This is a genomic window from Sphingomonas rosea, assembly GCF_039538065.1.
Classification (GTDB): Bacteria; Pseudomonadota; Alphaproteobacteria; order Sphingomonadales; family Sphingomonadaceae; genus Sphingomicrobium; species Sphingomicrobium rosea.
The window spans coordinates 1,725,295-1,746,823 of sequence record NZ_BAABBR010000001.1 but is presented as its reverse complement, the minus strand read 5'-3'; the positions used below and the strand labels follow the sequence as shown (position 1 = coordinate 1,746,823).

The following is a 21,529-nucleotide window of genomic DNA, read 5'->3' as shown; positions in this document are numbered from 1 at the left end:
CTAGCATGCCCCTCACAACAGGGGACGCTCAGCCATGGACCGCCGTCATTTCCTCGCCAGCTCGACCGCCGCGCTCGGGCTCGCCGCAACCGCCGCACCCGCCCAAAGCGCGCGTAAGGCAGCGGCCAGACCCGGCAGTGGCGACGCGCGACTGAACGAACTGTTCGAGCAGGTCTTCAACGACCGCGTCGCCCGCTCGCCCGAACTCGCCACCTCGCTTGGGCTCGACAAGGGCAAGCTTGCGCCGCTGAAAGCGCAATTCGACACCCGCACCGCCGTCGCGCAGCGCACCGAGGACCTTCGCATCCTCCGGGCCGAGCAGAGCCGCATCCAGGCTATCCCCGTCGCCAGCCTGTCGGCGTCGAGCAAGCTCAACCGCGAAGTCGTGCTCTATCAGATGGCGCAAGGTGCGAAGGCGCCGGCCCAGTTCGGGATCGACAGCGCCGTGCGCCCCTATCCCATTTTCCAGCAGGGCGGCGCCTATTTCTCGACGCCCGACTTCCTCAACACCGCGCACACGATCAATGACGCGACAGACGCTGAAGCCTATCTGTCGCGCCTCGCCCAATTCGCGACGCTGCTCGACAACGACACCGCCGAACAGCGTGCGCAGGCCGCGCGCGGCTTCCTCGCGCCCGGCTGGTCGCTCGACCTGACGCTCGGTCAGATGAAGAAGCTGCGCGAACAGCCCGCGTCGACCAGCACCATGGTCGGCTCGCTCGTCAGCCGCGCCGCCGCCAAGAACCTCGCCGGCGACTGGCGTGGCCGCGCCACCGCGATCGTCGAGCGGCAGGTCTATCCCGCGCTCGACCGGCAGATCGCCGCGATGACCGCGCTCCGGCCCACCACCCGGCCCGGCGACGGCGCCTGGCGCCTCCCCAACGGCGAGGCGATCTACGCCGTCGCACTCGAGCAAATGACGACGACCCGCTTCACGCCCGACGAGGTCCATCGCCTCGGCCTCGCGCAGGTGGCGGAGATCAGCGCCCAGCTCGACACGATCCTCAAGGCCGCCGGCTATACCCAAGGGACGGTCGGCGAGCGGCTGGCCAAGCTCAATACCGACCCGGCGCAAATCTATCCCGCGACCGATGCCGGCCGCGCCGCGCTCCTCGCCAGCCTCAATGCCGGCGTCGCCAAGATGAGCGCGCAGCTTCCCCGCGCGTTTGCCACCATCCCGACGCAACCGCTCGAGATCCGTCCGGTCCCGGTCGAGATCCAGGACGGCGCGTCGAACGGCTATTACCGCAGCGCCTCGCTCGATGGCTCGCGCCCGGCAATCTACTTCATCAACCTCAAGGACACCGGCGACTGGCCGAAATACAGCCTGCCCGCGCTGACCTATCACGAGGGCGTCCCCGGCCATCACCTGCAGATCAGCCTCGCTCAGCAATCGGCCGACATCCCCACCTTGCGCAAGCTCGGCGGCTTCTCGGCCTACAGCGAGGGCTGGGCGCTTTACGCCGAGAGCGTCGCCGACGAGCTTGGCGGCTATGACGGGATCGAGCGGGCGGGCTTCTTGCAGTCCTATCTGTTCCGCGCCGCGCGGCTGGTGGTCGACACCGGCATCCACACCAAGCGCTGGAGCCGGGAGAAGGCGACCGACTATCTCGTCGCCACCACCGGCTTCGCCCGCGCCCGCTCGCAGCGGGAGGTCGAGCGTTACTGCACCCAGATCGGGCAGGCCTGCAGCTACAAGATGGGCCACATCGCCTGGACCCGCGCCCGCGCCGATGCCGAAAAGGCGCTGGGCGCGCGCTTCGATCTCAAGGCCTTCCACGAAGTGCTCAAGGAAGGTGCCATGCCGCTCACCATCCTCGAGCGGCGGATCCGCGAACGGACGGCGGCACGCGTCTAGCCGGCGAGCCCCTCGGCCATTTCGGCGACCTCGAGCCAGCGCATTTCAGCGGCGTCCTTAGCGGCGCGCTTCTTCTCGATCGCCGCCATCAGCGCCGCGAAGCGCTTGGGATCCTTCGTATAGAGATCGGGGTCGGCGAGCGCCTTCTCGTCCGCCGCAATCTCCGCCTCGATCCTCTCGATCTCCCCCGGCAGGCGGTCGAGGTCGCGCTGGTCCTTGTAGCTGAGCTTGGTCGCCGCCGCGGGCTTCGACGCCGGCTGCTCGACCTTCTTCGGTCTTGCCGCGACCGCCTTGGGCGGCGCCCGCCGCTTGGCCCAATCCTCATAGCCGCCCGCGACCACGTCGACCTTCCCCGACCCGTCGAGCCCCAGGGTCACTGTCACCGTGCGGTCGAGGAAGTCACGGTCGTGGCTGACGATCATCACCGTGCCTTCATAATCGGCGATCACCTCCTGCAGGAGATCGAGCGTCTCGAGATCGAGGTCGTTGGTCGGCTCGTCGAGGACCAGGAGGTTCGACGCCCGCGCGAACTCGCGCGCCAGGAGTAGCCGCGACCGCTCGCCGCCGCTCAAGCTGCCCACCGGCGCCTCGGTCAGCTCCGGCGAGAAAAGGAATTCCTTGAGATAGCCCTTGATGTGCTTCTTGGTGCCGCGCACCTCGATCCAGTCGCCGCCATCGGCCAGCACGTCGCGGACCTTCTTCTCGGGCGCCATCAGCTTGCGCTGCTGGTCGATCACGATCCCCGACAGCGTCTTGGCCTGAACGACCTTGCCCTCGTCGGGCGCGAGTTCGCCGGTCAGCAGCTTGAGCAGGGTCGTCTTCCCCGCGCCGTTCGACCCGACGATCCCGATCCGGTCGCCCCGCTGAACGCGCAGGCTGAAGTGCTTGATGATCGTCCGCTCGCCGAATTTCTTGGTGACATGCTCGGCGTCGATGACCGTCTTGGTCTTGGCGTCGTCCTTGGCGAGGCCGAGCTTCGAGACGCCGGGCCCGCCGATCATCGCCGCCCGCGTCGCGCGCATTTCGTTCAATTTCGCCAGCCGCCCCTGGTTGCGCCGCCGCCGCGCGGTCACGCCGCGCTGCAGCCAGTGGAGTTCGATCGCGAGCTTGGCGTCGAGCTTCTCGGCCGCGCGCTCCTCCTCGGCATAGACGCGCTCGGTCCACGCCTCGAACCCGCCGAAGCCCACCTCGGCCCGCCGGATCTGCCCGCGGTCGAGCCACAGGCAGCTCTTGGTCAGTCGCGTCAGGAAGGTGCGGTCGTGGCTGATGACGATGAAGGCGCCCTGGAAGCGATTGAGCCAGCTTTCGAGCCAGTCGATCGCGGCCAGGTCGAGATGGTTGGTCGGCTCGTCGAGGAAGAGGAGGTCGGGCTCGCGCGCCAGCGCCCGGACGATCGCCGCCCGCCGCCGCTCGCCCCCGCTCGCCGTGCCGGTCGTGCGGGCGAGATCGATGCCGAGCTGGTCGGCGATCGCGGCCGCCGCATGCGCCTCAGGCGGATCCTCGCCGCCGAGCACCCAATCCTCGAGGGTCGCATGGCCGGCCATCGGCGGATCCTGCTCGAGCAGCACGACCTTCTTGCCCGGCACGACCATGCGCCGCCCTTCGTCGGTGTCGATCACGCCCGCGAGGCATTTGAGCAGCGTCGTCTTGCCGGCACCGTTGCGCCCGATCAGTGCCAGCCGGTCGCGCGGCCCGACATGGACATCGAGATGCCGGAACAGCCAGCCTTCGCCCTGCACGAGGCCGAGGTCTTCGAAGGAGAGAATGGGAGGAGCGGCCATGTGGGGCGCAGATAGCGATGTGGCACGCTCCCGTCATCCCGCTACCCAAAAGTCCCGGGTGACAGGCAACTGACAATACCATTCACAACACATTCAACGGCTTGTGCTAGAAGCGGTCCAAGACACGATATGCGTACATTCACCGCCCTGTTCCTGGCGCTTGCCGCCGTCACCAGCACCGCCGAGGCGCAGCCGCGCCCGCGCGATCAGGACCGTGCGTTCGAGGCGTTCCGCGAGGGACGCTCGATGCCGCTCCCGCAGATCGAGCGGCGCGTCCTGCCGATGATGAACGGCGCCGACTATCTCGGACCTGAATTCAACGGCCGCACCTACCGCCTGAAATTCATGCGCGGCGGACGGGTGATCTGGATCGACGTCGACGCGCAGACCGGCCGGATCGTGGGGCGAAGCGGCGAATAACCGCCCCCACTTCATTTCGAGTCTGCAACCGTTCATCTTGGCACGTGTTTGACCTCTCCAAAGGAGAAGAACCTTCATGCGCGTCCTCATCGTCGAAGACGAACCCTCGCTCGGCCGCCAGCTCCGCTCGACGCTGGAAGGCGCCGGCTATGCCGTCGACCTCGCCACTGACGGCGAAGATGGCCATTATCTTGGCCAGACCGAAAACTACGACGCGGTCGTCCTCGACCTCGGCTTGCCCGAGGTCGACGGCCTGACCGTGCTCGATCGCTGGCGCAAGGAGGGTAAGCGCATGCCCGTCCTCGTGCTCACTGCCCGTGACAGCTGGTCCGACAAGGTCGCCGGCCTCGATGCGGGCGCCGACGACTATCTCGCCAAGCCGTTCCAGACCGAGGAACTGATCGCCCGCCTGCGCGCGCTCATCCGCCGCGCGTCGGGTAACGCTTCGTCCGAGCTTATCGCCGGCGACATTCGCCTCGACACCCGATCGGGCAAGGTCACCAAGGCCGGGGAGCCGGTGAAGCTCACCGCGCAGGAGTACAAGCTCCTGAGCTACCTCATGCACCACAAAGGCAAGGTGGTCAGCCGGACCGAGCTCATCGAGCATATCTACGATCAGGACTTCGACCGCGATTCGAACACGATCGAGGTGTTCGTCACCCGCATTCGCAAGAAGCTCGGGCCTGACGTCATCACCACCATCCGCGGCCTCGGCTACTCGCTGGAGGAGCCTGCGTGACAGACCTCGTCCCGGCGCAGGCCGGGACCTTGCCCACCAGGCGCGGGCAGAACAGGACCGGATCGCTCAACCGCCGCATGATCGTCATTGCGGGCGTGTGGATCGTCATCCTCCTGTTCGCGGGCGGCTTCGCCCTCGACCGGGTGCTGACCAACAGCCTGGTGCGCAACTTCGACGAGCAGCTCGAACTGATCCTGCGCTCGATGATCGGCTCGTCCGAGGTCGGCCCCGAAGGCGAGATCCGTTTCTCGCGGCCGCCCGCGGACCAGCGCTTCATCGAAGCCTATTCGGGCAGCTATTATTACATCAGCCCGCTCCCGGGCGCTGACGGCAAGGTGCCGAGCGTCGCCGACTTCCCGTCCCGCTCGCTGTGGGACCGGCGGCTCGAGATCGACACCAAGCACGACCACAGCAGCACCCAGATCCACGACAGCTTCCAGTTCGCCGGCGAGCCGCTGCGGATCGTCGAGCGCGACGTCATCATTCCCGGCTCCCCCGTCAAATGGCGCTTCCAGGTCGCGCAGAGCCGCGAGAACCTCGACGCGCAATTGAAGGAGCTGCGCACCACGCTCGTCTGGGCGTTCGCGGTGCTTGGCCTCGGCCTCATCATCCTCGCCGCGCTCCAGACCTTCTACGGGCTGTGGCCGCTGCGACGGGTGCGAAGCGAGGTGGCGGCGATCCGCTCGGGCGCCAAGACCCGCGTCTCCGAGGATTTTCCCAACGAGCTTCGCCCGCTCACCGACGAGATCAACCAGCTCCTCGCCCACAATGAGGAGCAGGCCGAGGAAGCGCGCCGCCACGCGGGCAATCTCGCGCACGCGCTGAAAACGCCACTGACCGTCATCACCAACGCCGCGACCGCCCGCTCGGAGGATCTCGCCGACACCGTCTGCCGCGAGGCGACGACCATGCGGCGGCAGGTCGACCACCATCTCGCCCGCGCCCGCGCGATCGGCCGCCGCGCCTCCTCGCAGGCCCGTGCCGCGGTGTGGGACAGCCTGTGCGCGGTCCAGCGCGCGGTCACCACCATGCACGAAGGCGTCACCGTCGACATCGCCGGCGACAAGAAGGTCGAGGTCCGGGTCGAACGGCAGGACCTCGATGAAATGCTCGGCAACCTCGTCGAGAATGCCGCCAAATATGGCTCGGGCCGGGTGTTCGTGACGGTGGAGAAGTCGGCGCCCTTCGTCGACATTCTGGTCGAGGACGACGGCCCCGGCATCCCCGCCGAACAGCGCGACGAGCTGTTCATCCGTGGCAAGCGGCTCGACACCACCGGCAAGCCGGGCACCGGCCTCGGCCTCGCCATCGTCCGCGACGTCGCCGAAATCTACGGCGGCCGCATCACGCTCGAGGAGAGCGAGGACCTTGGCGGGCTACTCGCCAAGCTGAGCCTACCGCTCGGCTGAGCCCCGCCGTTTGCCGAAAGCCCCTGTTCAATCGCAGCGACTTAGGGAAAGACGCTGCCACATCCTCTCTTGAAGGTCCGCCGATGTTCCGAGTCCTGATCAGCAGCGCCGCCGTAGTCTCGCTTCTCGCCGCCCCCGCCATCGCCCAGCCGGCCTTCGGCACCTGGGGCTATGACGCCGCCTCGATGGACCGCTCGGTGAAACCCGGTGACGACTTCTTCGCCTTCGTCAACGGCAGCTGGGATAAGAACACGCCGATCGCCGCCGACCGGACCTTCGCGGGCATCGACAGCGTCCTCAACGACAAGATCGACCGCGACGTCCGCGCCATCGTCGAGGACCTGGCCCGCGATCCCCAGAAGGCCGGCCGCCTCGGCCAACAGGTCGGCGACTATTACGCCAGCTGGATGGACGAGGCCGGGATCGAGGCCCAAGGCGCCGCGCCGCTGAAGCCCTATCTCGCCCGCATCAACGCGGTGAAGGACCGCAACGGCCTCGTCGACCTCTTCACGACGCCCGGCTTCGACAGTCCGATCGGCATCGGCATCTACGCCGACCTCAAGAACCCGACCCGTTACTCGGCCTACGTCGGCCAGGGCGGGCTCGGGCTTCCGAACCGCGACTATTACCTGCTCACCGGCGACAAATATGTCGGATATCGCAAGGCCTATCGCGACTATATCGTCCGGATTCAGCAGCTTGCCGGCATTTCCGATGCCGCCGCCAAGGCCGATCGAATCCTCGCGCTCGAGACCCAGATCGCCAGGATCCATTGGACGCCCGAGCAGAGCCGCGACGTCGACAAGGGCTATAACCCCAAGAACCTCGCGCAGCTGAACGCCTTCGCGCCGCAGCTGCCGTGGGCGCGGATGATCAAGAACCTCGGCCTGACGCAGGCCAGGCAGCTTATCGTCGGGCAGCCGAGCGCCATCGCCGGCGAGGCCCGGCTTCTCGCCTCGACGCCGCTGTCGACCTGGAAGGACTGGAGCGCCTTCCACTTCGTCAGCAACAACGCGCAATATCTCCCCAAGGCGTTCGACGAGGCCAAATTCGGCTTCTATTCGAAGACCCTGCGCGACGTGCCCGAGCAGCGCGCCCGCTGGAAGCGCGGCGTCGACCTCGTCAATGGCGCGCTCGGCGAGGCGGTCGGACAGGTCTATGTCCAGCGCCACTATCCGGCCGAGAGCGACCGGCAGATGGGCGAGCTCATCACCAACATTCGAGCGGCGCTCGCCGACAAGATCGACCGGGCCGGCTGGATGGACGCGGCGACCAGGAAGGCCGCCATCGCCAAGCTCGACGCCTTCGATCCGCGTACCGGCCACCCCAAGAACTACATCGATTATTCGAGCCTCGAGGTGAAGCGCGGCGACCTGCTCGGCAACGCCATCCGGGCCGACGACTTCGGCTGGAAGCTCCAGCTCTCGCGCTTCCCCAAGCCGGTCGACCGCACGTTGTGGGACATGCTCCCGCAGACCAACAACGCTTATTACGACCCGACCCAGAACCAGATCACTTTCCCGGCTGCGATCCTCCAGCCGCCCTATTTCGACCCCAAGGCCGACCCCGCGTCCAACTACGGCAGCATCGGCGCGACCATCGGCCATGAGATCGGTCACGGCTTCGACGACCAGGGCCGCAAGTTCGACGGCCAGGGCCGGCTGCGCGACTGGTGGAGCCCGCAGACCGCCAAGCTCTACACCGCCAAGGCGCAGCGCCTCGTCACCCAGTACAACGCCTACGAGCCGCTCCCGGGCGTCCACATCAAGGGCGAACTCACGCTGGGCGAGAACCTCGGCGACCTCGGCGGCCTCGAAGTCGCCTACGCCGCCTATCGCCGCTACGTCGCCCAGCATGGCGAACCCGCGGTGATCGACGGCCTGACCGGCGACCAGCGGTTCTTCATCGCCTATGGCTACAGCTGGCAGACCAAGCAGCGCGAGGGCGCCCTTCGCGCACAGCTCCTCACCAACGAGCACAGCCCGGCCAAGTATCGCGTCAACGGCGTCGTCCGGAACATGGACGAATGGTATCGCGCGTTCGACGTGAAGCCCGGCGACAAGCTCTATCTCGCCCCGGCCGACCGGGTCCACGTCTGGTAAGGAGCCGGGGCGGCCGCGCCACCCGCGGCCGCCCCGCTCTTGCCCGACGCTCGTCCCGCGCGTAACCGCCAGCCACCGTGACCGCGACCCTCCACAGCCTCACCCCCGCGCCCAGCCTCGATCCGCTGGTGGCGCTCACCGCCGCCGACATGAATGCGGTGAACCAAGTCATCCTCTCGCGGATGCAGAGCGAGGTCCCGCTCATCCCCGAGCTCGCCGGCCACCTGATCGCCGGTGGCGGCAAGCGGATGCGGCCGATGCTGACTTGCGCCAGCGCCGCGCTGTGCCAATATCCCGGCAGCCGCCAGCACATGCTCGCCGCCGCGGTCGAATTCATCCACACCGCGACGCTCCTCCACGACGATGTGGTCGACGGCTCGGGCACCCGCCGCGGCAAGCGCACCGCCAATCTCATCTGGGGCAATCCCGCGAGCGTGCTGGTCGGTGACTTCCTCTTTTCCCGCGCCTTCGAGCTGATGGTCGAGGACGGCAGCCTCAAGGTGCTCAAGATCCTCAGCCGCGCCTCGGCCGTGATCGCCGAGGGCGAGGTCGCGCAGCTCACCGCCCAGCGCCAGATCGCGACCAGCGAAGACACCTACCTCCAGATCATCGAGGCCAAGACCGCGGCCCTCTTCGCTGCCGCCTGCCAGATCGCGCCGGTCGTCGCCGAGGCCGGCGAGGAGGCCGAGGAACGGCTCGGCGGCTTCGGCCGCAACCTTGGCATCGCCTTCCAGCTGGTCGACGACGCGATCGACTACACCAGCGAGAGCGCGACCAGCGGCAAGGACCTCGGCGACGACTTCCGCGAGGGCAAGATGACCCTCCCCATCATCCTCGCCTACGCCCGCGGCTCTGACGAGGAGCGCCGCTTCTGGCGCGAGGCCGTCGGCGGCGAGCGCACGAGCGACGCCGATCTCGCTCACGCGATCCAGCTGTTCGAAAAGACCGGCGCCATTGCCGAAACCCTTGAACGCGCCCGGACCTACGCCCGCCGCGCGCTCGACTGCCTCGCCCCCTTCCCCGGCGGCAAGGCCAAGGCCGCCCTCACCCAGGCGGTCGAATTCGCGGTCGCGCGCGCCTACTGATCTGTCCCCCTCAGATCGTTTCGGGATTGGCGGAAAAGGTGGTATTCTTCGGCTGCAGGCCGAGGGGGCTTGCGGGGGAACACGATGGCGAATGACCGGATGCTGCGCGCCGCGCTGCTGATCTTCGGTGTGATTTTCTGCCTGATCTACCCACTCGCGATGGTCTGGCCGAGCGGCTGGGCCTGGCACGAGGGCAGTCCTGCAGCGAACGATTATTTCCTGATGATCGTCGCCGTCTATGCCGTGCTCGGCATCTTCCTGGTCCGCGCCGCGACGAACCCCGCCGGCAACGCTTCGCTCATCTGGTTCACCGTCTGGTCGAGCGTCGCGCATGCTGCGGTCATGGCCCTGGCCGCCCTGCGGACACCGATGAGCCACGGGCATCTGCTTGGCGACGTACCCGCCCTGCTGCTCGTCGCCGCGGTCCTCGGCCTCCTGATGTCGCGCGTTTCCGCAGCCGACCGCAGCGCACTAGCCTGACATATATCGCAGTCGAATCCCTCTCGTCGCACGCCCGCCGAGCGGATCACCTTCCCGACCCTTGAAGCGCCCGCTTGCACCGCGCGATCGATCGTGAGACGTTACACTGTCTCATAGATGAGGAGTCGCTCGCATGGCCGCACTTGCCTTCACGCCGCAGCCCACCCCCGAGCCGATGGTGGACCTCAACACCACCCCGCTGATCGATGTCATGCTGGTGCTCATCATCATGCTGATCATCACCATTCCCTCGCAGACCCACTCGGTCAGCCTCGATCTCCCGACCGGTCCACCGCTCAAGAATCCCCCGCTCCTCGACAAGAACAAGGTCGTGATCACCGAAGCCGGCGCGCTCCTGTTCAACGGGCGGCCGGTCGACCGGGCCGAACTCCGCGCGCTCCTCGACGCGACCGGCCAGCTCGCGCACGAGCCCGAACTCCAGCTTCAGCCCGCCGCCCTCGCCCCTTATGGCGCGGTCGACGAGGTGCTCGTCGCGGTCCGCCAGGCGCACCTCAACCGCGTCGGCTTCGTCGGCAACGAGAATTACGCCCGGTTCTAGCCCGCCTGACCGCGACCAAGGCCCGTGCGGGGGAACATTCCCCCGCGCAGCCAGCTTTCCCAGTCTCACCCACGCGAGACAGAGAAGAGCATCCATGGTCGACACGATCGGTTACGCCGCCAAGCACAGCTTCAGCCGCCTCAAGCCCTTCCGCTTCGAGCGCGAGGAACCCAAGGACAACGAGGTCCTCATCGACGTCCTCTATTGCGGCGTCTGCCATTCGGACATCCACCAGGTGAAGAACGAGTGGTCGAACACCGTCTATCCCTGCGTTCCCGGTCACGAGGTCGTCGGTCGCGTCGCCAAGGCGGCGAATAATGGCAAGTACAAGGTCGGCGACATCGTCGGCGTCGGCTGCATGGTCGACAGCTGCCAGTCCTGCGCGCCGTGCGAGGAAGGCGACGAGCAATATTGCGAGGGCCCGAACGGATTCCTCGCCACCTACAACGGCCCCTTCATCCCCGCCGCCAAGGCCGCAACGGGCGAGAACATGTACGGCCGTGACAACACCTACGGCGGCTATTCCTCGAACATCGTCTGCCGCGAGGACTTTGTCATCGCGATCCCCGACGCCCTCAAGCCGGAAGAAGCCGCGCCGATCCTGTGCGCCGGCGTCACCACTTATTCGCCGATGAAGCATTGGGGCGTAAAGAAGGGTGACAAGATCGGCGTCGTCGGCCTCGGCGGCCTCGGGCACATGGCGGTGAAGCTTGCCAAGGCGCTCGGCGCGGAGGTCACCGTCTTCACCACCAGCCCCGAGAAGAAGGACGAGGCCGAAAAGCTCGGCGCGACCCACGTCACGATCGAGAAGGACCTCAAGAAGGAAGCCGAGAAACTGTCGGCGGTGCCCGGCACCTTCGACTTCATCATCTCGACCGTACCCGAAAAGCACGACATCAACCCGTTCATCGCACTCCTCAAGCGCGACAAGACGCTGGTGATCGTCGGCGCGCTCGAGCCGATGGCGGGAGTCGACAACAGTCAGGTCGCCTTCCACCGCCGCTCGGTCGCGGGCTCGCTGATCGGCTCGATCGCCGAAACCCAAGAAGTGATCGACTTCTGCGCCGAGCACGGCATTGCGCCCGAGATCGAGGTCATTCCGGCGCAGGATATCAACAGTGCGATGAAGAAGGTCGAGAAGGGTGACGCACGCTTCCGCTACGTCATCGACATGGCCAGCCTCGACAAGGAAGAGGCCGACGAGGACTGATCTTCGCAATGCTGGCGCCGATTCGGTCCGCCGTTTCGGCGCCAAATCAATAGGTTAGCTTCATCCATTCCGGACGAAAGCGGGACAGGGCGAGGGATCGGCGCGGCAAGCCGATCTCTTGCTCCTGTCTTGAGCGCTGCCGATAACCTATTGTTTATTCATGAATTTCATGCCCGACCTTGGCGGCATGGAGTTGCGGGGGCGGCGTCTGATCATCTTGATCGCCACCTCGCTGTTCCTGTGGCTTTTCCTTCTCTGGGTAGTCTCGCTGCTTTTCTGAGCGAGGCTTCCGGTCGTCAGCAGGCGAAGACGGACCTGCCGCGCGCAGTCGCCGCTCGCGAAGGATGCTGATCCCCAACAACACGCCGAGCAACGCTGCGGGAGCCAGCCAGATCAGCAGGACGACGAGAAGGATCGGCATAAGCAAACTCCGGCAACCGCAGCGACACACTGACTGCGGCTACGTTTCTGCCGGCAGTCGCCTGACCTTCGCCGGAACGCCGCGTTCAAGCCCGCTTCATGCCCGAGCGCCATTTCGCAGCGGCAACGACCGCTCATTTCACGCCGCTTCGTCGGTTGCGGTTCATCTTCACCGGCCCATATGGGGATGACGCGATGGACGATTTCGCTCCTCCTTCACGGCTGACCAGGGCCCGCGGCGCAGCGTTGCTGCTAGCCTTGCTCTATGGCCTGTTCGGCGGATCCTTCTTCAATCCCCTGCCGGCACAGGCCCGCGCGCAGGCCATCGCCCTCACGCTCGACGGCCATCCCGGCATCGCGATTGCGGCGAAGAGCGGCAAGTCCTTCCTCAAGGCGCCGCGGCCCACGCCCGGCCCGCTCCTTCTCCCGACCGCCGCCGCGCCGGTCACCGCCCGCCTGTTCCGCCCGCTCGGGGCTTCCACCACGCGCACCGCCGCGCCGCGCGCCGGCGCCGTCTTCCTCCCCTATCGTGCAAGGGCGCCGCCGACCGTCTGATCGATCACCCATCGACCACACGGATCAATTCCGCAGCCGGCCCGCGCCGCTGCGGTACGGCAAGGAGTGAAATTCCATGAGCACGCACGCCATCAGGCTGAATGCGCTGCGCTACGACATCGAGCGCGCGCTGGACGGGGAACTGCGCAAGTCGCGGCCCGACCCCCTGCGCATCTTCCGTCTCCGGCGGGTCCGCGCGACCCTGAAGGAGCGCTTCAACCGGCTCTTCCGGCGCCGGCGCTAGCCGCTCCCTTTCATTCACCGAACTGACCAGCGCGGGCGGGGCACGACCCCTGCCCGCGCCTCTTTGTAGCGAGTAATCACCATGACCACCGCCAGTCGCGCCCGCGTGGCGAACGACCCCATTTCGCTTGCCCGTCTCGAGGACCTGCTCATTCGCTATCCCGCGGTGAGCCCGGCCGAAAATGCCGAGATCGGCACGCTTCTTCGAAGCACCGGCCCGCTCGACATGGGTCTCCTCTCGTCCAACGCCTCGGCCTGGCCGCAGGCCGAACTCTACCGCCGCGACCACCCGACCCATTTCCGGATGAGCTGGAAGGAACGCGGCTTCTGGCTCGTATCGGCGGCGCTGGCCGTCGCCGCGCTGGTCTTTGCCTGGGACATGGGCGTCCCCTGATCCCCTGGGGTGGGAGCGGCATCGCGCGCTCCCGCCCCGCATTGCCATGCGCCGCGCGCTTGCCCATGAGGCGCCACGTGAGCGCCCTGCCGATCCACGACGTTCTTCCCGACCTCCTCGCCACGCTCCGCGAGGATCCGCGTGCGCTCCTCATCGCGCCGCCCGGCGCGGGCAAGACCACCGCCGTTCCTCCCGCGCTCCTCGACCAGCCCTGGTGCACCGGGCAGGTCCTGCTCCTCGTTCCCCGCCGCCTCGCCGCGCGCGCCGCGGCCGAGTTCATCGCCCGCCAGATCGGCGAGCAACCCGGCGAAACCGTCGGTTACCAGACCCGCCTCGACAGCCGCGTCGGCAAGGCCACTCGCCTCGTCGCCATGACGCACGGCGTCTATCTCGCGCGCCTTCAGGCCGACCCCGAACTCGCCGGCGTGTCCGCGGTCCTGTTCGACGAAGTCCACGAGCGCAGCCTCGACAACGACCTCGCGCTCGCCCTGACCCTCGATGCGGCCGAAGGGCTGCGCCCCGACCTTCGCCTTGTCGCCATGAGCGCGACGCTCGACGGCGAGCGCTTCGCCCGGCTCCTCGGCGATCCCCCGCTGATCCGCTCGGACGGCAAGAGCTTTCCTCTCACTCTTCGCCACCTCGGGCGCGACGCCGCCGCGCGGATCGAGCCGCAGGTCGCCGCCGCCTGCCGCCTCGCGCTCGCCGAACAGCATGCCTCGGTCCTCGCCTTCCTGCCCGGCGTGGCGGAGATCGAGCGCACCGCCGCCGCGCTCGGCAGCCTGCCGCCCGGCGTCATCCTCCACCGCCTCCACGGTCAGGTCGATCCCGCCGCGCAGCGTCTCGCCCTCGCCGCGCCCGAGCCCGGAACCCGCAAGCTCGTCCTCGCAACCAGCATTGCCGAGACCAGTGTCACGCTGAACCATGTCGCGGCGGTGGTCGACAGCGGCCTCGCGCGCCGTCCGCGCTACGATCGCGACGCGGGCCTCACCCGCCTCGTCACCGAGCGCGCCAGCCGCGCTGCGGTCACCCAGCGCGCCGGCCGTGCCGCGCGGCAGATGCCGGGCACCGCCTATCGTCTGTGGGAGGAAGCGGCGACCGCTGCCCTTCCCGCGCATGACCCGCCCGAGATTCTCGAAGCCGACCTGTCGAGCCTGCTCCTGACGTGCCTCCAGTGGGGAGAGGCCGAGCCTTCGCGCCTGCCTTTCCTCGATCCGCCGCCAGCCCCCGCCATCGCCGAAGCCCGCCAGCGCCTCGCTAGCCTTGGCGCGATCGACGGCGACGGGCGCCTCACCGACCACGGCCGAGCCATTGCCTGCCTGCCGCTCGACCCGCGCCTCGCGCACATGCTGATCGAGGCCGCCGCCCGAGGTTTCCTCGACGCCGCTGCCGACGCCGCCGTCCTCCTCACCGAGCGCGGCCTCGGCGGCAACGACCCCGACCTCGAGCAGCGCCATCGCCGCTGGCGAAGCGATCGCGGCAAGCGCGCGGACGCGGCACGCTCTCTAACCCGGCGCTGGATGAAGCAGATCCCGCAAGCGCCGTCGTTGGGGCCAACCGCAGACTATCTCGCCGCCGCCCTCGCCCTTGCCTTTCCCGACCGCCTTGCCCGCCGCCGCGATTCCTCGGGCGAGCATTGGCAATCGGTCGGTGGCCGCGGCTTTCGCCTCGATCCAAGCTCCAGCCTCACCTCGGCGTCATGGCTCGCGGTCGCCGAAGTCGCCGGAAGCGCGGCGGGCGCGCGCATCCTTGCCGCCGCCGCGATCGACGAGGCGCAGGTCCTGGCGCTGTTCGGCGACAGCGTCGAGATCCGCCATGACGGCGCCTTCGATCCGGCGACGGGCGCGGTCACCCCGACCCGCAGCCGCCGCCTCGGCGCCATCCGCCTCGCCTCCGGCCCCGATCCCAAGCCCGACCCCCAGGCCATCGCCGCAGCCCTCGTCGAAGGCGTGCGCGAGCATGGCCTGTCCCATCTCCCGTGGAGCGAAGACGCCATCGCGCTGCGCCAGCGCCTCGCCTTCGCCCGCGGCCATGACGAGAGCCTTGCCGACCTCGGCGACGAGGCGCTCCTCGAGCGCCTGGACGACTGGCTCCCCGCGCTCACCGAAGGCAAGCGCCGCTTGTCCGACATCGCTCCCGGCGCGCTCACCCAGGCCCTTCACAACCTTCTTGGCTGGGACGGGCAGCAGAAGCTCGACAAGCTGTTCCCTTCGCACTTCCGCTCGCCCGCCGGCTCGGCCCACCCGATCGACTATGCCGCGCCCGGCGGCCCAACAGTCGAAGTCAGGGCGCAGGCGCTGTTCGGCCTCGCCGTCCATCCCACCGTCGGCCGCGGCCTGCCCCTGACGCTCGCCATCACTTCCCCCGCCGGCCGCCCGATCCAGACCAGCCGCGACCTCCCCGGCTTCTGGGCAGGAAGCTGGCGCGAAGTCGCCAAGGAAATGCGCGGCCGCTATCCCCGCCACCCCTGGCCCGACGATCCCGCCAGCGCCGCACCGACCCTTCGGGCCAAACCGCGGTCTTGATTTCGGCCGCCGCTTCGGCCACCTCGCGGCCCATGCCGACCGCCCGGATCATCGAACAGGATCGCAAGACCACCCAGTCGGGCCGCGCCAAGGCCGGCAAGTGGACTCTCGAATTCGAGAGCGATCGCGCGCAGAAGCACGATCCGCTGACTGGTTGGGTCGGTAATGCCTCAACCAGCACCCAGGTCCGTCTCGCCTTCGCGACAAAGGAACTGGCGATCGCTTATGCGGAAAAGAACGGCTTCGACTATCATGTCGTCACCGCACCGCCGGTAAAGCTCAAGCTTCAGGCTTACGCCGACAATTTCCGCTGAGATCGCGCAGTCAATCATCGGGATTGTTACTCACCCGATGTTAGTCTAATACTTGGCGCCGCCGGATCGCTCGATGGAGAGCGCCGGTGCCGCACACCTCAGTCATGCTTCTGGTCGGGACCCGTCCCGAGGCGATCAAGCTGGCGCCCGTCGCCGAGGCCCTTGTCGCGCGCAAGATGCGGGTGATCCTCGCCTTCACCGGCCAGCATCCCAACTTGGACCCGGCCGCTTACGGTCTCGGCAACCTGCCGGCCCTTCGACTTCGCTGTCGTTCTCAGGACGATCCGCGGCTCCACGCCGAGGCGGTCGCGGCCACGCTTGCCCCGCACCTGCGCGGTGAAGGCCGGCCCGCCCTGCTCATCGTGCAGGGCGATACGTCGAGCGCGCTCGGCGGCGCGCTGGCCGCCGAAGCCGCCGGGGTGCCGCTCGGCCATGTCGAGGCGGGGCTGCGCAGCCACGACCCGTCGCTGCCCTGGCCCGAGGAAGGAAATCGCGTCGCGATCGACCGGCTCGCCAGCCTGCTCTTCGCCCCCACCGCCGACAACGCAGCCAACCTCGCCGACGAAGGGCTTGGCGGCGAGGTGCACGTCACCGGTAATACTGCGATCGACGCCCTGTTCGCGGTGCTCGGCCACCTTCCGCCGCGCAGGGCCGAGAGCGGCGGGCTTCCGCACCTCCTCGTCACCTGCCACCGCCGCGAGAATTGGGGCACGGCCTTTACTCCGATCGCCATGGCGCTGACCGAACTCGCCCGCTCCCCCTGGCTCAAGATCGACGTGGTGCTGCACGGCAATCCCGCCGTCGCCTCGTCCGCGCGGCTGCTGCTTGGCGGCCATCCGCGCCTCCGGCTCATCCCGCCCATGGATCATCGCAGCATGATCGGCGCGATGCGCTCGGCGCAGCTTGTGCTGAGCGATTCGGGCGGAATCCAGGAAGAAGCCCCCGCACTCGGCGTTCCGCTCCTCGTCCTGCGCAGCAAGACCGAGCGACCCGAAGGAATCGCCAGCGGCAACAGCATCCTCGTCGGCTGCGACCGCGACCGGATCGTAAGCGAAGTCCGCCGCCTGCTCGACGACGGCGCGGCCTACCGGGCGATGGCGGTGCCGGCGCTGCCCTTCGGCGACGGCAAGGCCGCCCCGCGCATCGCGGCGATCGTCGAGGAATGGCTGGTCCGCCAACGCGGGCGGCATGCAGCGCACGTCGCCTGATTGACGAACGGCCAATGGCGCGTCATATGCGCGCCTGCCGCGAGCATTCATGCCGCACGGCCCCTTCGTCTAGCGGTCTAGGACGTCGCCCTCTCACGGCGAAAACACGGGTTCGAGTCCCGTAGGGGTCACCATTTTCGCACTTGCGTCGCGGTCCACCAGAAATCCCTGATACGCCGCCGTCCTTCCAGGCGCATCGCGATGGTTCGGAACAGCCTCGGCGGGGCCTCGTTCTAGGGGGGTACGACGCATTCGGTCGCCCGCCCTGTCACCGGTCCCTTAGCAGCGCGAGGATCATGCCCCTACCCGCCCCGCCACGTTCGTTACTGCAGGATTGCGCGCTCTTTCTCGATTTCGATGGCACGCTGGTCGCGATCGCGGACCGGCCCGATGCCATCACCGTGGCGCCCTCGCTCCTGCCGCTCCTGCAAGGCTTGAGCCGCAAGCTCGATGGACGGCTGGTGGTGGTCAGCGGGCGGGCCACCGCCGACATCCGGCAATGGCTCGTCCCTCCGGAGATTGCCGTCGTGGGGAGCCATGGGCTCGAACGCGACGGCCTCGCCATCGCTCGCCCGGCCGCGCTCGACCAAGCGCTCCCCGACCTTCGCGAACTCCAGACGCGCCACCCCGGCGTTGCGATCGAGGAGAAGCCCTTCGGTGTCGCCATCCATTTTCGCGAATCCCCCCAGGCCGAAGAAGTTTGTCGCGGCGCTGCCGCTGAGTTGGCCATGAAAGCGGGAATGCAGGTCCTCCCGGGCAAGATGGTGTTCGAGATCAAGCCCGCCGACGGCAACAAGGGGACCGCGATCAGCGCCCTGATGACCCTGCCCGCCTTTACCGGCCACAAGCCGTTGTTCATCGGCGACGACATCACCGACGAAGACGGCTTCGCCGCCGTCCGCGCGCTTGGCGGCGCGGCGATTCTCGTCGGGGACGAACGGAACACTGCTGCAAGCTTCAGGCTGGATGATGTCGATCACGTCCACCGCTGGCTGCGCGACGCATGCGAGGAGATGGAATGAGTTCGCTCGATCTTTGGCCGATCGGAAATTGCCAGGTCAGCGCGCTGGTCGACCGCGCCGGCACCATGGTCTGGGGCTGCGTCCCGCGCGTCGATGGCGACCCGCTCTTCTCGAGCCTGATGGGCGGCGAAGAGGCCGAACAGGGCCTGTGGGCGATCGATCTCGACGAGGAAGCGCAGGTCGAGCAATCCTATCGCCGCAACACCCCGATCCTGGTCACCCGCAAGACCGACCGCGCCGGCAACGCGATCGAGATCATCGACTTCTGTCCGCGCTTCCAGCGCCTCGGCCGCACCTATCGCCCCGCGGCCTTCGTGCGCCTCGTCCGCCCGCTCTCCGGAAGCCCGCGGATCCGGGTCAGGCTGCGTCCAACGCAAGGCTGGGGCACGGCCGCCGAGCCATTGCCGGGCGGATCGAACCACATCCGCTACGACCTTCCCGCCCTGCCGATGCGGCTGACCACCGATGCCCCGGTCACCTTCGTGCGCGAGGAGCATTTGTTCCGGCTGGAGCGTCCCCTCGTCTTCTTCCTCGGCCCCGACGAGCCGTTCACCGACAATCTTTCGAACGCCACCAGCGAGATGCTCCGCAGCACTGCCGAGGAATGGCAGGAATGGGTGCGCGGACTGGCGACCCCGGTCGAATGGCAGGAAGCGGTGATCCGCGCCGCCATCACGCTCAAGCTTTGCCAGCATGAGGAAACCGGCGCGATCGTGGCCGCCCTCACCACCTCGATTCCCGAGCATGCCGGCTCCGAGCGCAACTGGGACTATCGCTACTGCTGGATCCGCGATGCCTATTACACCGTGCAGGCGCTCAACCGGCTCGGCGCGCTCGACGTGCTCGAGGGCTATCTGAGCTACCTGCGCAACATCGTCGACGAGGCCAAGGGCGGGCACATCCAGCCGCTCTACGGGCTCGGCGGCGAGGCGCGTCTCGAAGAGCGGATCGAGACGGGCCTGCCCGGCTATCGTGGCATGGGCCCGGTCCGTGTCGGCAACCAGGCCTACGAGCAGGTGCAGCACGATGCCTATGGCCAGATCGTCCTGTCCAACGTCCAGGCCTTCTTCGACCAGCGCCTGTTCCGGATGGCGACCGAAGAGGATTTCGTCGCGCTCGAAAAGGTCGGGGACCGCGCCTTCGCCCTGTTCGACCAGCCCGACGCCGGTCTGTGGGAACTGCGCACGCGCCGCCACGTGCACACCTATTCGGCAGCGATGTGCTGGGCGGCCTGCGATCGGCTCGCCCATGCCGCGGAGGCGCTCGGGCTTGGCGAGCGGGCGAGGCACTGGTCGGACCGCGCCGCGCTTGTCCGCCAACGGATCGAACAGGCCGCCTGGCGGGAAGACAGCCAGCGCATCTCGGCGACCTTCGAGGGCGACGACCTCGACGCCAGCCTGATCCAGCTCCTCGACCTGCGCTTCTTCACCCCCGACGACCCGCGCTTCAGCGGGACCCTGAAGGCCGTCGAGGAGGGCTTGCGTCGCGGTTCGCACATGCTGCGCTATGCGACCGAGGACGATTTCGGCCTGCCCGAGACCGCTTTCAACGTCTGCACCTTCTGGCTGATCGAGGCGCTTCAGGCGACCGGACGCGAAGCCGACGCCCGGGTCCTGTTCGAGGAGATGCTCACCCGGCGCACCGCCGCCGGCCTCCTTTCGGAAGACATCGATCCGCAGACCGGCGAATTGTGGGGCAATTACCCGCAAACCTATTCGCTGGTCGGCACCATCAATTGTGCCGTCCTTCTCAGCAAGCCGTGGAGTTCGGTCCGATGAGCCGCCTGATCGTCATTTCGAACCGCGTGTCCGCCGCGACCGGCGGCGCGGCCGGGGCGCAGGGCGGCCTGTCGGTCGCGCTCACCTCCGCGTTGCGCGAAAGCGGCGGTCTCTGGTTCGGCTGGTCAGGCAACGTCACCGACGAATTCACCGGCCAGATCAGCTTCCACCGCGAGGACGGGGTCACCACCGCCACGCTCGACCTCGAGGAACAGGACGTCGAGGAATATTACAACGGCTACGCCAACCGCACCTTGTGGCCGCTGTTCCATTACCGCGTCGACCTGGCCGAATATGAGCGCGGTTTCGCCGACGGCTACCAGCGCACCAACGAGCGTTTCGCCGAGACGGTGATCCCGCTGATCGAGGCCGACGACATGGTCTGGGTCCAGGATTATCACATGATCCCGCTCGGCCAGGAGCTGCGCAAGCGCGGCTGCCGCAACCGGATCGGCTTCTTCCTTCACACGCCGTGGCCGCCCCGGCGCCTGCTCCTGACGTTGCCCGAAGCCTCCGATCTCGTCGCGACCCTGTTCGCCTACGACGTCATCGGCTTCCACACGGACGAATGGCTCCAGTCGTTCGTCGAATTCGTCGTCTTCGAGAGCGGCGGCGTCTACGAGGACGGCATCCTCAAGCTCGAGGGCCGGCAGATCCGCCTGATCATCTGCCCGATCGGGATCGACAGCGACGAATTCGCGACGCTGGCGACGGGCCCCGAAGCGCAGGCCACCTTCCGCCAGATGCGCGAGAGCGCCAACGGCCGGGCGATGATCGTCGGGGTCGACCGTCTCGACTATTCGAAGGGCCTCGAGGAGCGCTTCCTCGGCTACGAGCGCTTCCTCGTCGAAAGCCCAGAGGAGCGGAAGGAAGTCTTCCTTCTCCAGATCGCCCCGCCCTCGCGCGAGACGGTGGAAAGCTACAAGCGCATCCGGAGCAGCCTCGAAGGATTGTCGGGCCGCATCAACGGCGAGCACGCCGACCTCGACTGGGTCCCGATCCGGTACGTCAACCAAGGCTATCCCCGCGCCGTTCTTGCCGGCGTCTACCGTGCCGCCCGGATGGCGCTGGTGACCCCGATCCGCGACGGCATGAACCTCGTCGCCAAGGAATTTGTCGCCGCGCAGGATCCGGCCGACCCCGGCGTTCTCATCCTCTCGCGCTTCGCCGGCGCCGCCGTGCAGCTGACCGAGGCGCTGCTGATCAATCCCTACAGCGCCGAGGAAATGGCGGACGCGATCCGCACGGCGCTTGCCATGCCCAAGGCCGAGCGCATCCGCCGCTGGCAGGCCATGTTCGAAATCATCTGCAGGGAAGACGTGCTGTGGTGGCGCCGCCGCTTCACCGAAGCCCTCGAGCAGAGCGTGGCGGGCTGACGACCGCCCGCGCCCGAGCATTCTTGGCGCCCACCATGGGTGGAAACACGAGGG

General features: G+C 67.8%; 20 protein-coding genes and 1 tRNA gene. 19 read left to right on the top strand and 2 right to left on the bottom strand.

Annotated elements, in window-relative coordinates:
• Positions 1-34 precede the first annotated feature (34 nt).
• Positions 35-1,858: a DUF885 domain-containing protein gene (locus ABD693_RS08750; RefSeq protein ID WP_344696679.1), complete on the top strand. Its 1,824-nt coding sequence runs from the start codon at positions 35-37 to the stop codon at positions 1,856-1,858.
• Here ABD693_RS08750 and ABD693_RS08745 read toward each other — a convergent pair.
• Positions 1,855-3,639 (bottom strand): ABC-F family ATP-binding cassette domain-containing protein, encoded by a 1,785-nt coding sequence (locus ABD693_RS08745; RefSeq protein WP_344696678.1) that lies wholly within the window; start codon positions 3,637-3,639, stop codon positions 1,855-1,857. The genes ABD693_RS08750 and ABD693_RS08745 overlap by 4 nt on opposite strands.
• Positions 3,640-3,768: 129 nt before the next feature.
• Between ABD693_RS08745 and ABD693_RS08740 the strand changes: the two genes are divergently transcribed.
• From ABD693_RS08740 to ABD693_RS08705, 8 genes are all read left to right on the top strand, one after another.
• Entirely contained in the window at positions 3,769-4,059 is a 291-nt protein-coding gene (locus ABD693_RS08740) for a hypothetical protein (RefSeq protein WP_344696677.1), read from the top strand.
• Positions 4,060-4,135: 76 nt separating this feature from the next.
• Positions 4,136-4,798 (top strand): response regulator transcription factor, encoded by a 663-nt coding sequence (locus ABD693_RS08735; RefSeq protein ID WP_344696676.1) that lies wholly within the window; start codon positions 4,136-4,138, stop codon positions 4,796-4,798.
• Between the two features lie 77 nt (positions 4,799-4,875).
• Positions 4,876-6,207, top strand: coding sequence for a sensor histidine kinase (locus ABD693_RS08730; RefSeq protein ID WP_344697603.1), 1,332 nt, complete (start codon positions 4,876-4,878; stop codon positions 6,205-6,207).
• Positions 6,208-6,290: 83 nt separating this feature from the next.
• Positions 6,291-8,309 (top strand): M13 family metallopeptidase, encoded by a 2,019-nt coding sequence (locus ABD693_RS08725; protein WP_344696675.1) that lies wholly within the window; start codon positions 6,291-6,293, stop codon positions 8,307-8,309.
• Between the two features lie 77 nt (positions 8,310-8,386).
• The gene (locus ABD693_RS08720) at positions 8,387-9,394 is read left to right on the top strand and encodes a polyprenyl synthetase family protein (protein WP_344696674.1); all 1,008 of its coding nucleotides are present in this window, start codon (positions 8,387-8,389) and stop codon (positions 9,392-9,394) included.
• A gap of 84 nt (positions 9,395-9,478) precedes the next feature.
• The gene (locus ABD693_RS08715) at positions 9,479-9,874 is read left to right on the top strand and encodes a DUF6632 domain-containing protein (protein WP_344696673.1); all 396 of its coding nucleotides are present in this window, start codon (positions 9,479-9,481) and stop codon (positions 9,872-9,874) included.
• Positions 9,875-10,007: 133 nt separating this feature from the next.
• Positions 10,008-10,433, top strand: a complete 426-nt coding sequence (locus tag ABD693_RS08710) for an ExbD/TolR family protein (protein ID WP_344696672.1) — start codon at positions 10,008-10,010, stop codon at positions 10,431-10,433.
• Positions 10,434-10,527: 94 nt separating this feature from the next.
• Positions 10,528-11,643 (top strand): NAD(P)-dependent alcohol dehydrogenase, encoded by a 1,116-nt coding sequence (locus tag ABD693_RS08705; RefSeq protein ID WP_344696671.1) that lies wholly within the window; start codon positions 10,528-10,530, stop codon positions 11,641-11,643.
• Between the two features lie 154 nt (positions 11,644-11,797).
• On the opposite strand, the gene ABD693_RS08700 is transcribed toward ABD693_RS08705, so the two are convergent.
• Positions 11,798-12,064: a hypothetical protein gene (locus tag ABD693_RS08700; protein WP_344696670.1), complete on the bottom strand. Its 267-nt coding sequence runs from the start codon at positions 12,062-12,064 to the stop codon at positions 11,798-11,800.
• 194 nt (positions 12,065-12,258) lie between these two features.
• Here ABD693_RS08700 and ABD693_RS08695 point away from each other — a divergent pair, with 194 nt between their 5' ends.
• The 10 genes from ABD693_RS08695 to ABD693_RS08650 all read left to right on the top strand — a co-directional run bounded on the left by ABD693_RS08695 (position 12,259) and on the right by ABD693_RS08650 (position 21,475).
• Entirely contained in the window at positions 12,259-12,618 is a 360-nt protein-coding gene (locus ABD693_RS08695) for a hypothetical protein (protein ID WP_344696669.1), read from the top strand.
• Between the two features lie 76 nt (positions 12,619-12,694).
• On the top strand, positions 12,695-12,862 hold the full coding sequence (locus tag ABD693_RS08690; RefSeq protein ID WP_344696668.1) for a hypothetical protein: 168 nt from the start codon (positions 12,695-12,697) through the stop codon (positions 12,860-12,862).
• Between the two features lie 81 nt (positions 12,863-12,943).
• Positions 12,944-13,255, top strand: a complete 312-nt coding sequence (locus tag ABD693_RS08685) for a hypothetical protein (RefSeq protein WP_344696667.1) — start codon at positions 12,944-12,946, stop codon at positions 13,253-13,255.
• Positions 13,256-13,320: 65 nt separating this feature from the next.
• Entirely contained in the window at positions 13,321-15,777 is a 2,457-nt protein-coding gene (gene hrpB, locus ABD693_RS08680; protein ID WP_425567272.1) for an ATP-dependent helicase HrpB, read from the top strand.
• A gap of 32 nt (positions 15,778-15,809) precedes the next feature.
• Complete coding sequence (locus tag ABD693_RS08675) at positions 15,810-16,091, top strand: NADH dehydrogenase ubiquinone Fe-S protein 4 (protein ID WP_344696664.1); 282 nt, start codon at positions 15,810-15,812, stop codon at positions 16,089-16,091.
• 86 nt (positions 16,092-16,177) lie between these two features.
• Complete coding sequence (gene wecB / locus ABD693_RS08670; RefSeq protein ID WP_344696663.1) at positions 16,178-17,299, top strand: non-hydrolyzing UDP-N-acetylglucosamine 2-epimerase; 1,122 nt, start codon at positions 16,178-16,180, stop codon at positions 17,297-17,299.
• Between the two features lie 58 nt (positions 17,300-17,357).
• A tRNA-Glu gene (locus tag ABD693_RS08665) sits at positions 17,358-17,433 on the top strand.
• 162 nt (positions 17,434-17,595) lie between these two features.
• Positions 17,596-18,321: a trehalose-phosphatase gene (otsB, locus tag ABD693_RS08660; RefSeq protein ID WP_344696662.1), complete on the top strand. Its 726-nt coding sequence runs from the start codon at positions 17,596-17,598 to the stop codon at positions 18,319-18,321.
• On the top strand, positions 18,318-20,099 hold the full coding sequence (locus ABD693_RS08655) for a glycoside hydrolase family 15 protein (protein ID WP_344696661.1): 1,782 nt from the start codon (positions 18,318-18,320) through the stop codon (positions 20,097-20,099). Before otsB ends, ABD693_RS08655 begins: the two co-directional genes overlap by 4 nt.
• On the top strand, positions 20,096-21,475 hold the full coding sequence (locus ABD693_RS08650; protein WP_344696660.1) for an alpha,alpha-trehalose-phosphate synthase (UDP-forming): 1,380 nt from the start codon (positions 20,096-20,098) through the stop codon (positions 21,473-21,475). Before ABD693_RS08655 ends, ABD693_RS08650 begins: the two co-directional genes overlap by 4 nt.
• Positions 21,476-21,529 lie beyond the last annotated feature (54 nt).

What these genes read in the sequence shown, in the direction of transcription:
- ABD693_RS08655 (WP_344696661.1), top strand. Translation starts at nt 18,318, where the DNA reads ATGAGTTCGCTCGATCTTTGGCCGATCGGAAATTGCCAGGTCAGCGCG.
- ABD693_RS08705 (WP_344696671.1), top strand. Translation starts at nt 10,528, where the DNA reads ATGGTCGACACGATCGGTTACGCCGCCAAGCACAGCTTCAGCCGCCTC.
- ABD693_RS08685 (WP_344696667.1), top strand. Translation starts at nt 12,944, where the DNA reads ATGACCACCGCCAGTCGCGCCCGCGTGGCGAACGACCCCATTTCGCTT.
- ABD693_RS08710 (WP_344696672.1), top strand. Translation starts at nt 10,008, where the DNA reads ATGGCCGCACTTGCCTTCACGCCGCAGCCCACCCCCGAGCCGATGGTG.
- ABD693_RS08745 (WP_344696678.1), bottom strand. Translation starts at nt 3,639, where the DNA reads ATGGCCGCTCCTCCCATTCTCTCCTTCGAAGACCTCGGCCTCGTGCAG.
- ABD693_RS08690 (WP_344696668.1), top strand. Translation starts at nt 12,695, where the DNA reads ATGAGCACGCACGCCATCAGGCTGAATGCGCTGCGCTACGACATCGAG.
- ABD693_RS08740 (WP_344696677.1), top strand. Translation starts at nt 3,769, where the DNA reads ATGCGTACATTCACCGCCCTGTTCCTGGCGCTTGCCGCCGTCACCAGC.
- ABD693_RS08750 (WP_344696679.1), top strand. Translation starts at nt 35, where the DNA reads ATGGACCGCCGTCATTTCCTCGCCAGCTCGACCGCCGCGCTCGGGCTC.
- ABD693_RS08695 (WP_344696669.1), top strand. Translation starts at nt 12,259, where the DNA reads ATGGACGATTTCGCTCCTCCTTCACGGCTGACCAGGGCCCGCGGCGCA.
- ABD693_RS08730 (WP_344697603.1), top strand. Translation starts at nt 4,876, where the DNA reads ATGATCGTCATTGCGGGCGTGTGGATCGTCATCCTCCTGTTCGCGGGC.
- hrpB (WP_425567272.1), top strand. Translation starts at nt 13,321, where the DNA reads ATGAGGCGCCACGTGAGCGCCCTGCCGATCCACGACGTTCTTCCCGAC.
- ABD693_RS08725 (WP_344696675.1), top strand. Translation starts at nt 6,291, where the DNA reads ATGTTCCGAGTCCTGATCAGCAGCGCCGCCGTAGTCTCGCTTCTCGCC.
- otsB (WP_344696662.1), top strand. Translation starts at nt 17,596, where the DNA reads ATGCCCCTACCCGCCCCGCCACGTTCGTTACTGCAGGATTGCGCGCTC.
- ABD693_RS08700 (WP_344696670.1), bottom strand. Translation starts at nt 12,064, where the DNA reads ATGCCGATCCTTCTCGTCGTCCTGCTGATCTGGCTGGCTCCCGCAGCG.
- ABD693_RS08650 (WP_344696660.1), top strand. Translation starts at nt 20,096, where the DNA reads ATGAGCCGCCTGATCGTCATTTCGAACCGCGTGTCCGCCGCGACCGGC.
- ABD693_RS08715 (WP_344696673.1), top strand. Translation starts at nt 9,479, where the DNA reads ATGGCGAATGACCGGATGCTGCGCGCCGCGCTGCTGATCTTCGGTGTG.
- ABD693_RS08675 (WP_344696664.1), top strand. Translation starts at nt 15,810, where the DNA reads ATGCCGACCGCCCGGATCATCGAACAGGATCGCAAGACCACCCAGTCG.
- ABD693_RS08735 (WP_344696676.1), top strand. Translation starts at nt 4,136, where the DNA reads ATGCGCGTCCTCATCGTCGAAGACGAACCCTCGCTCGGCCGCCAGCTC.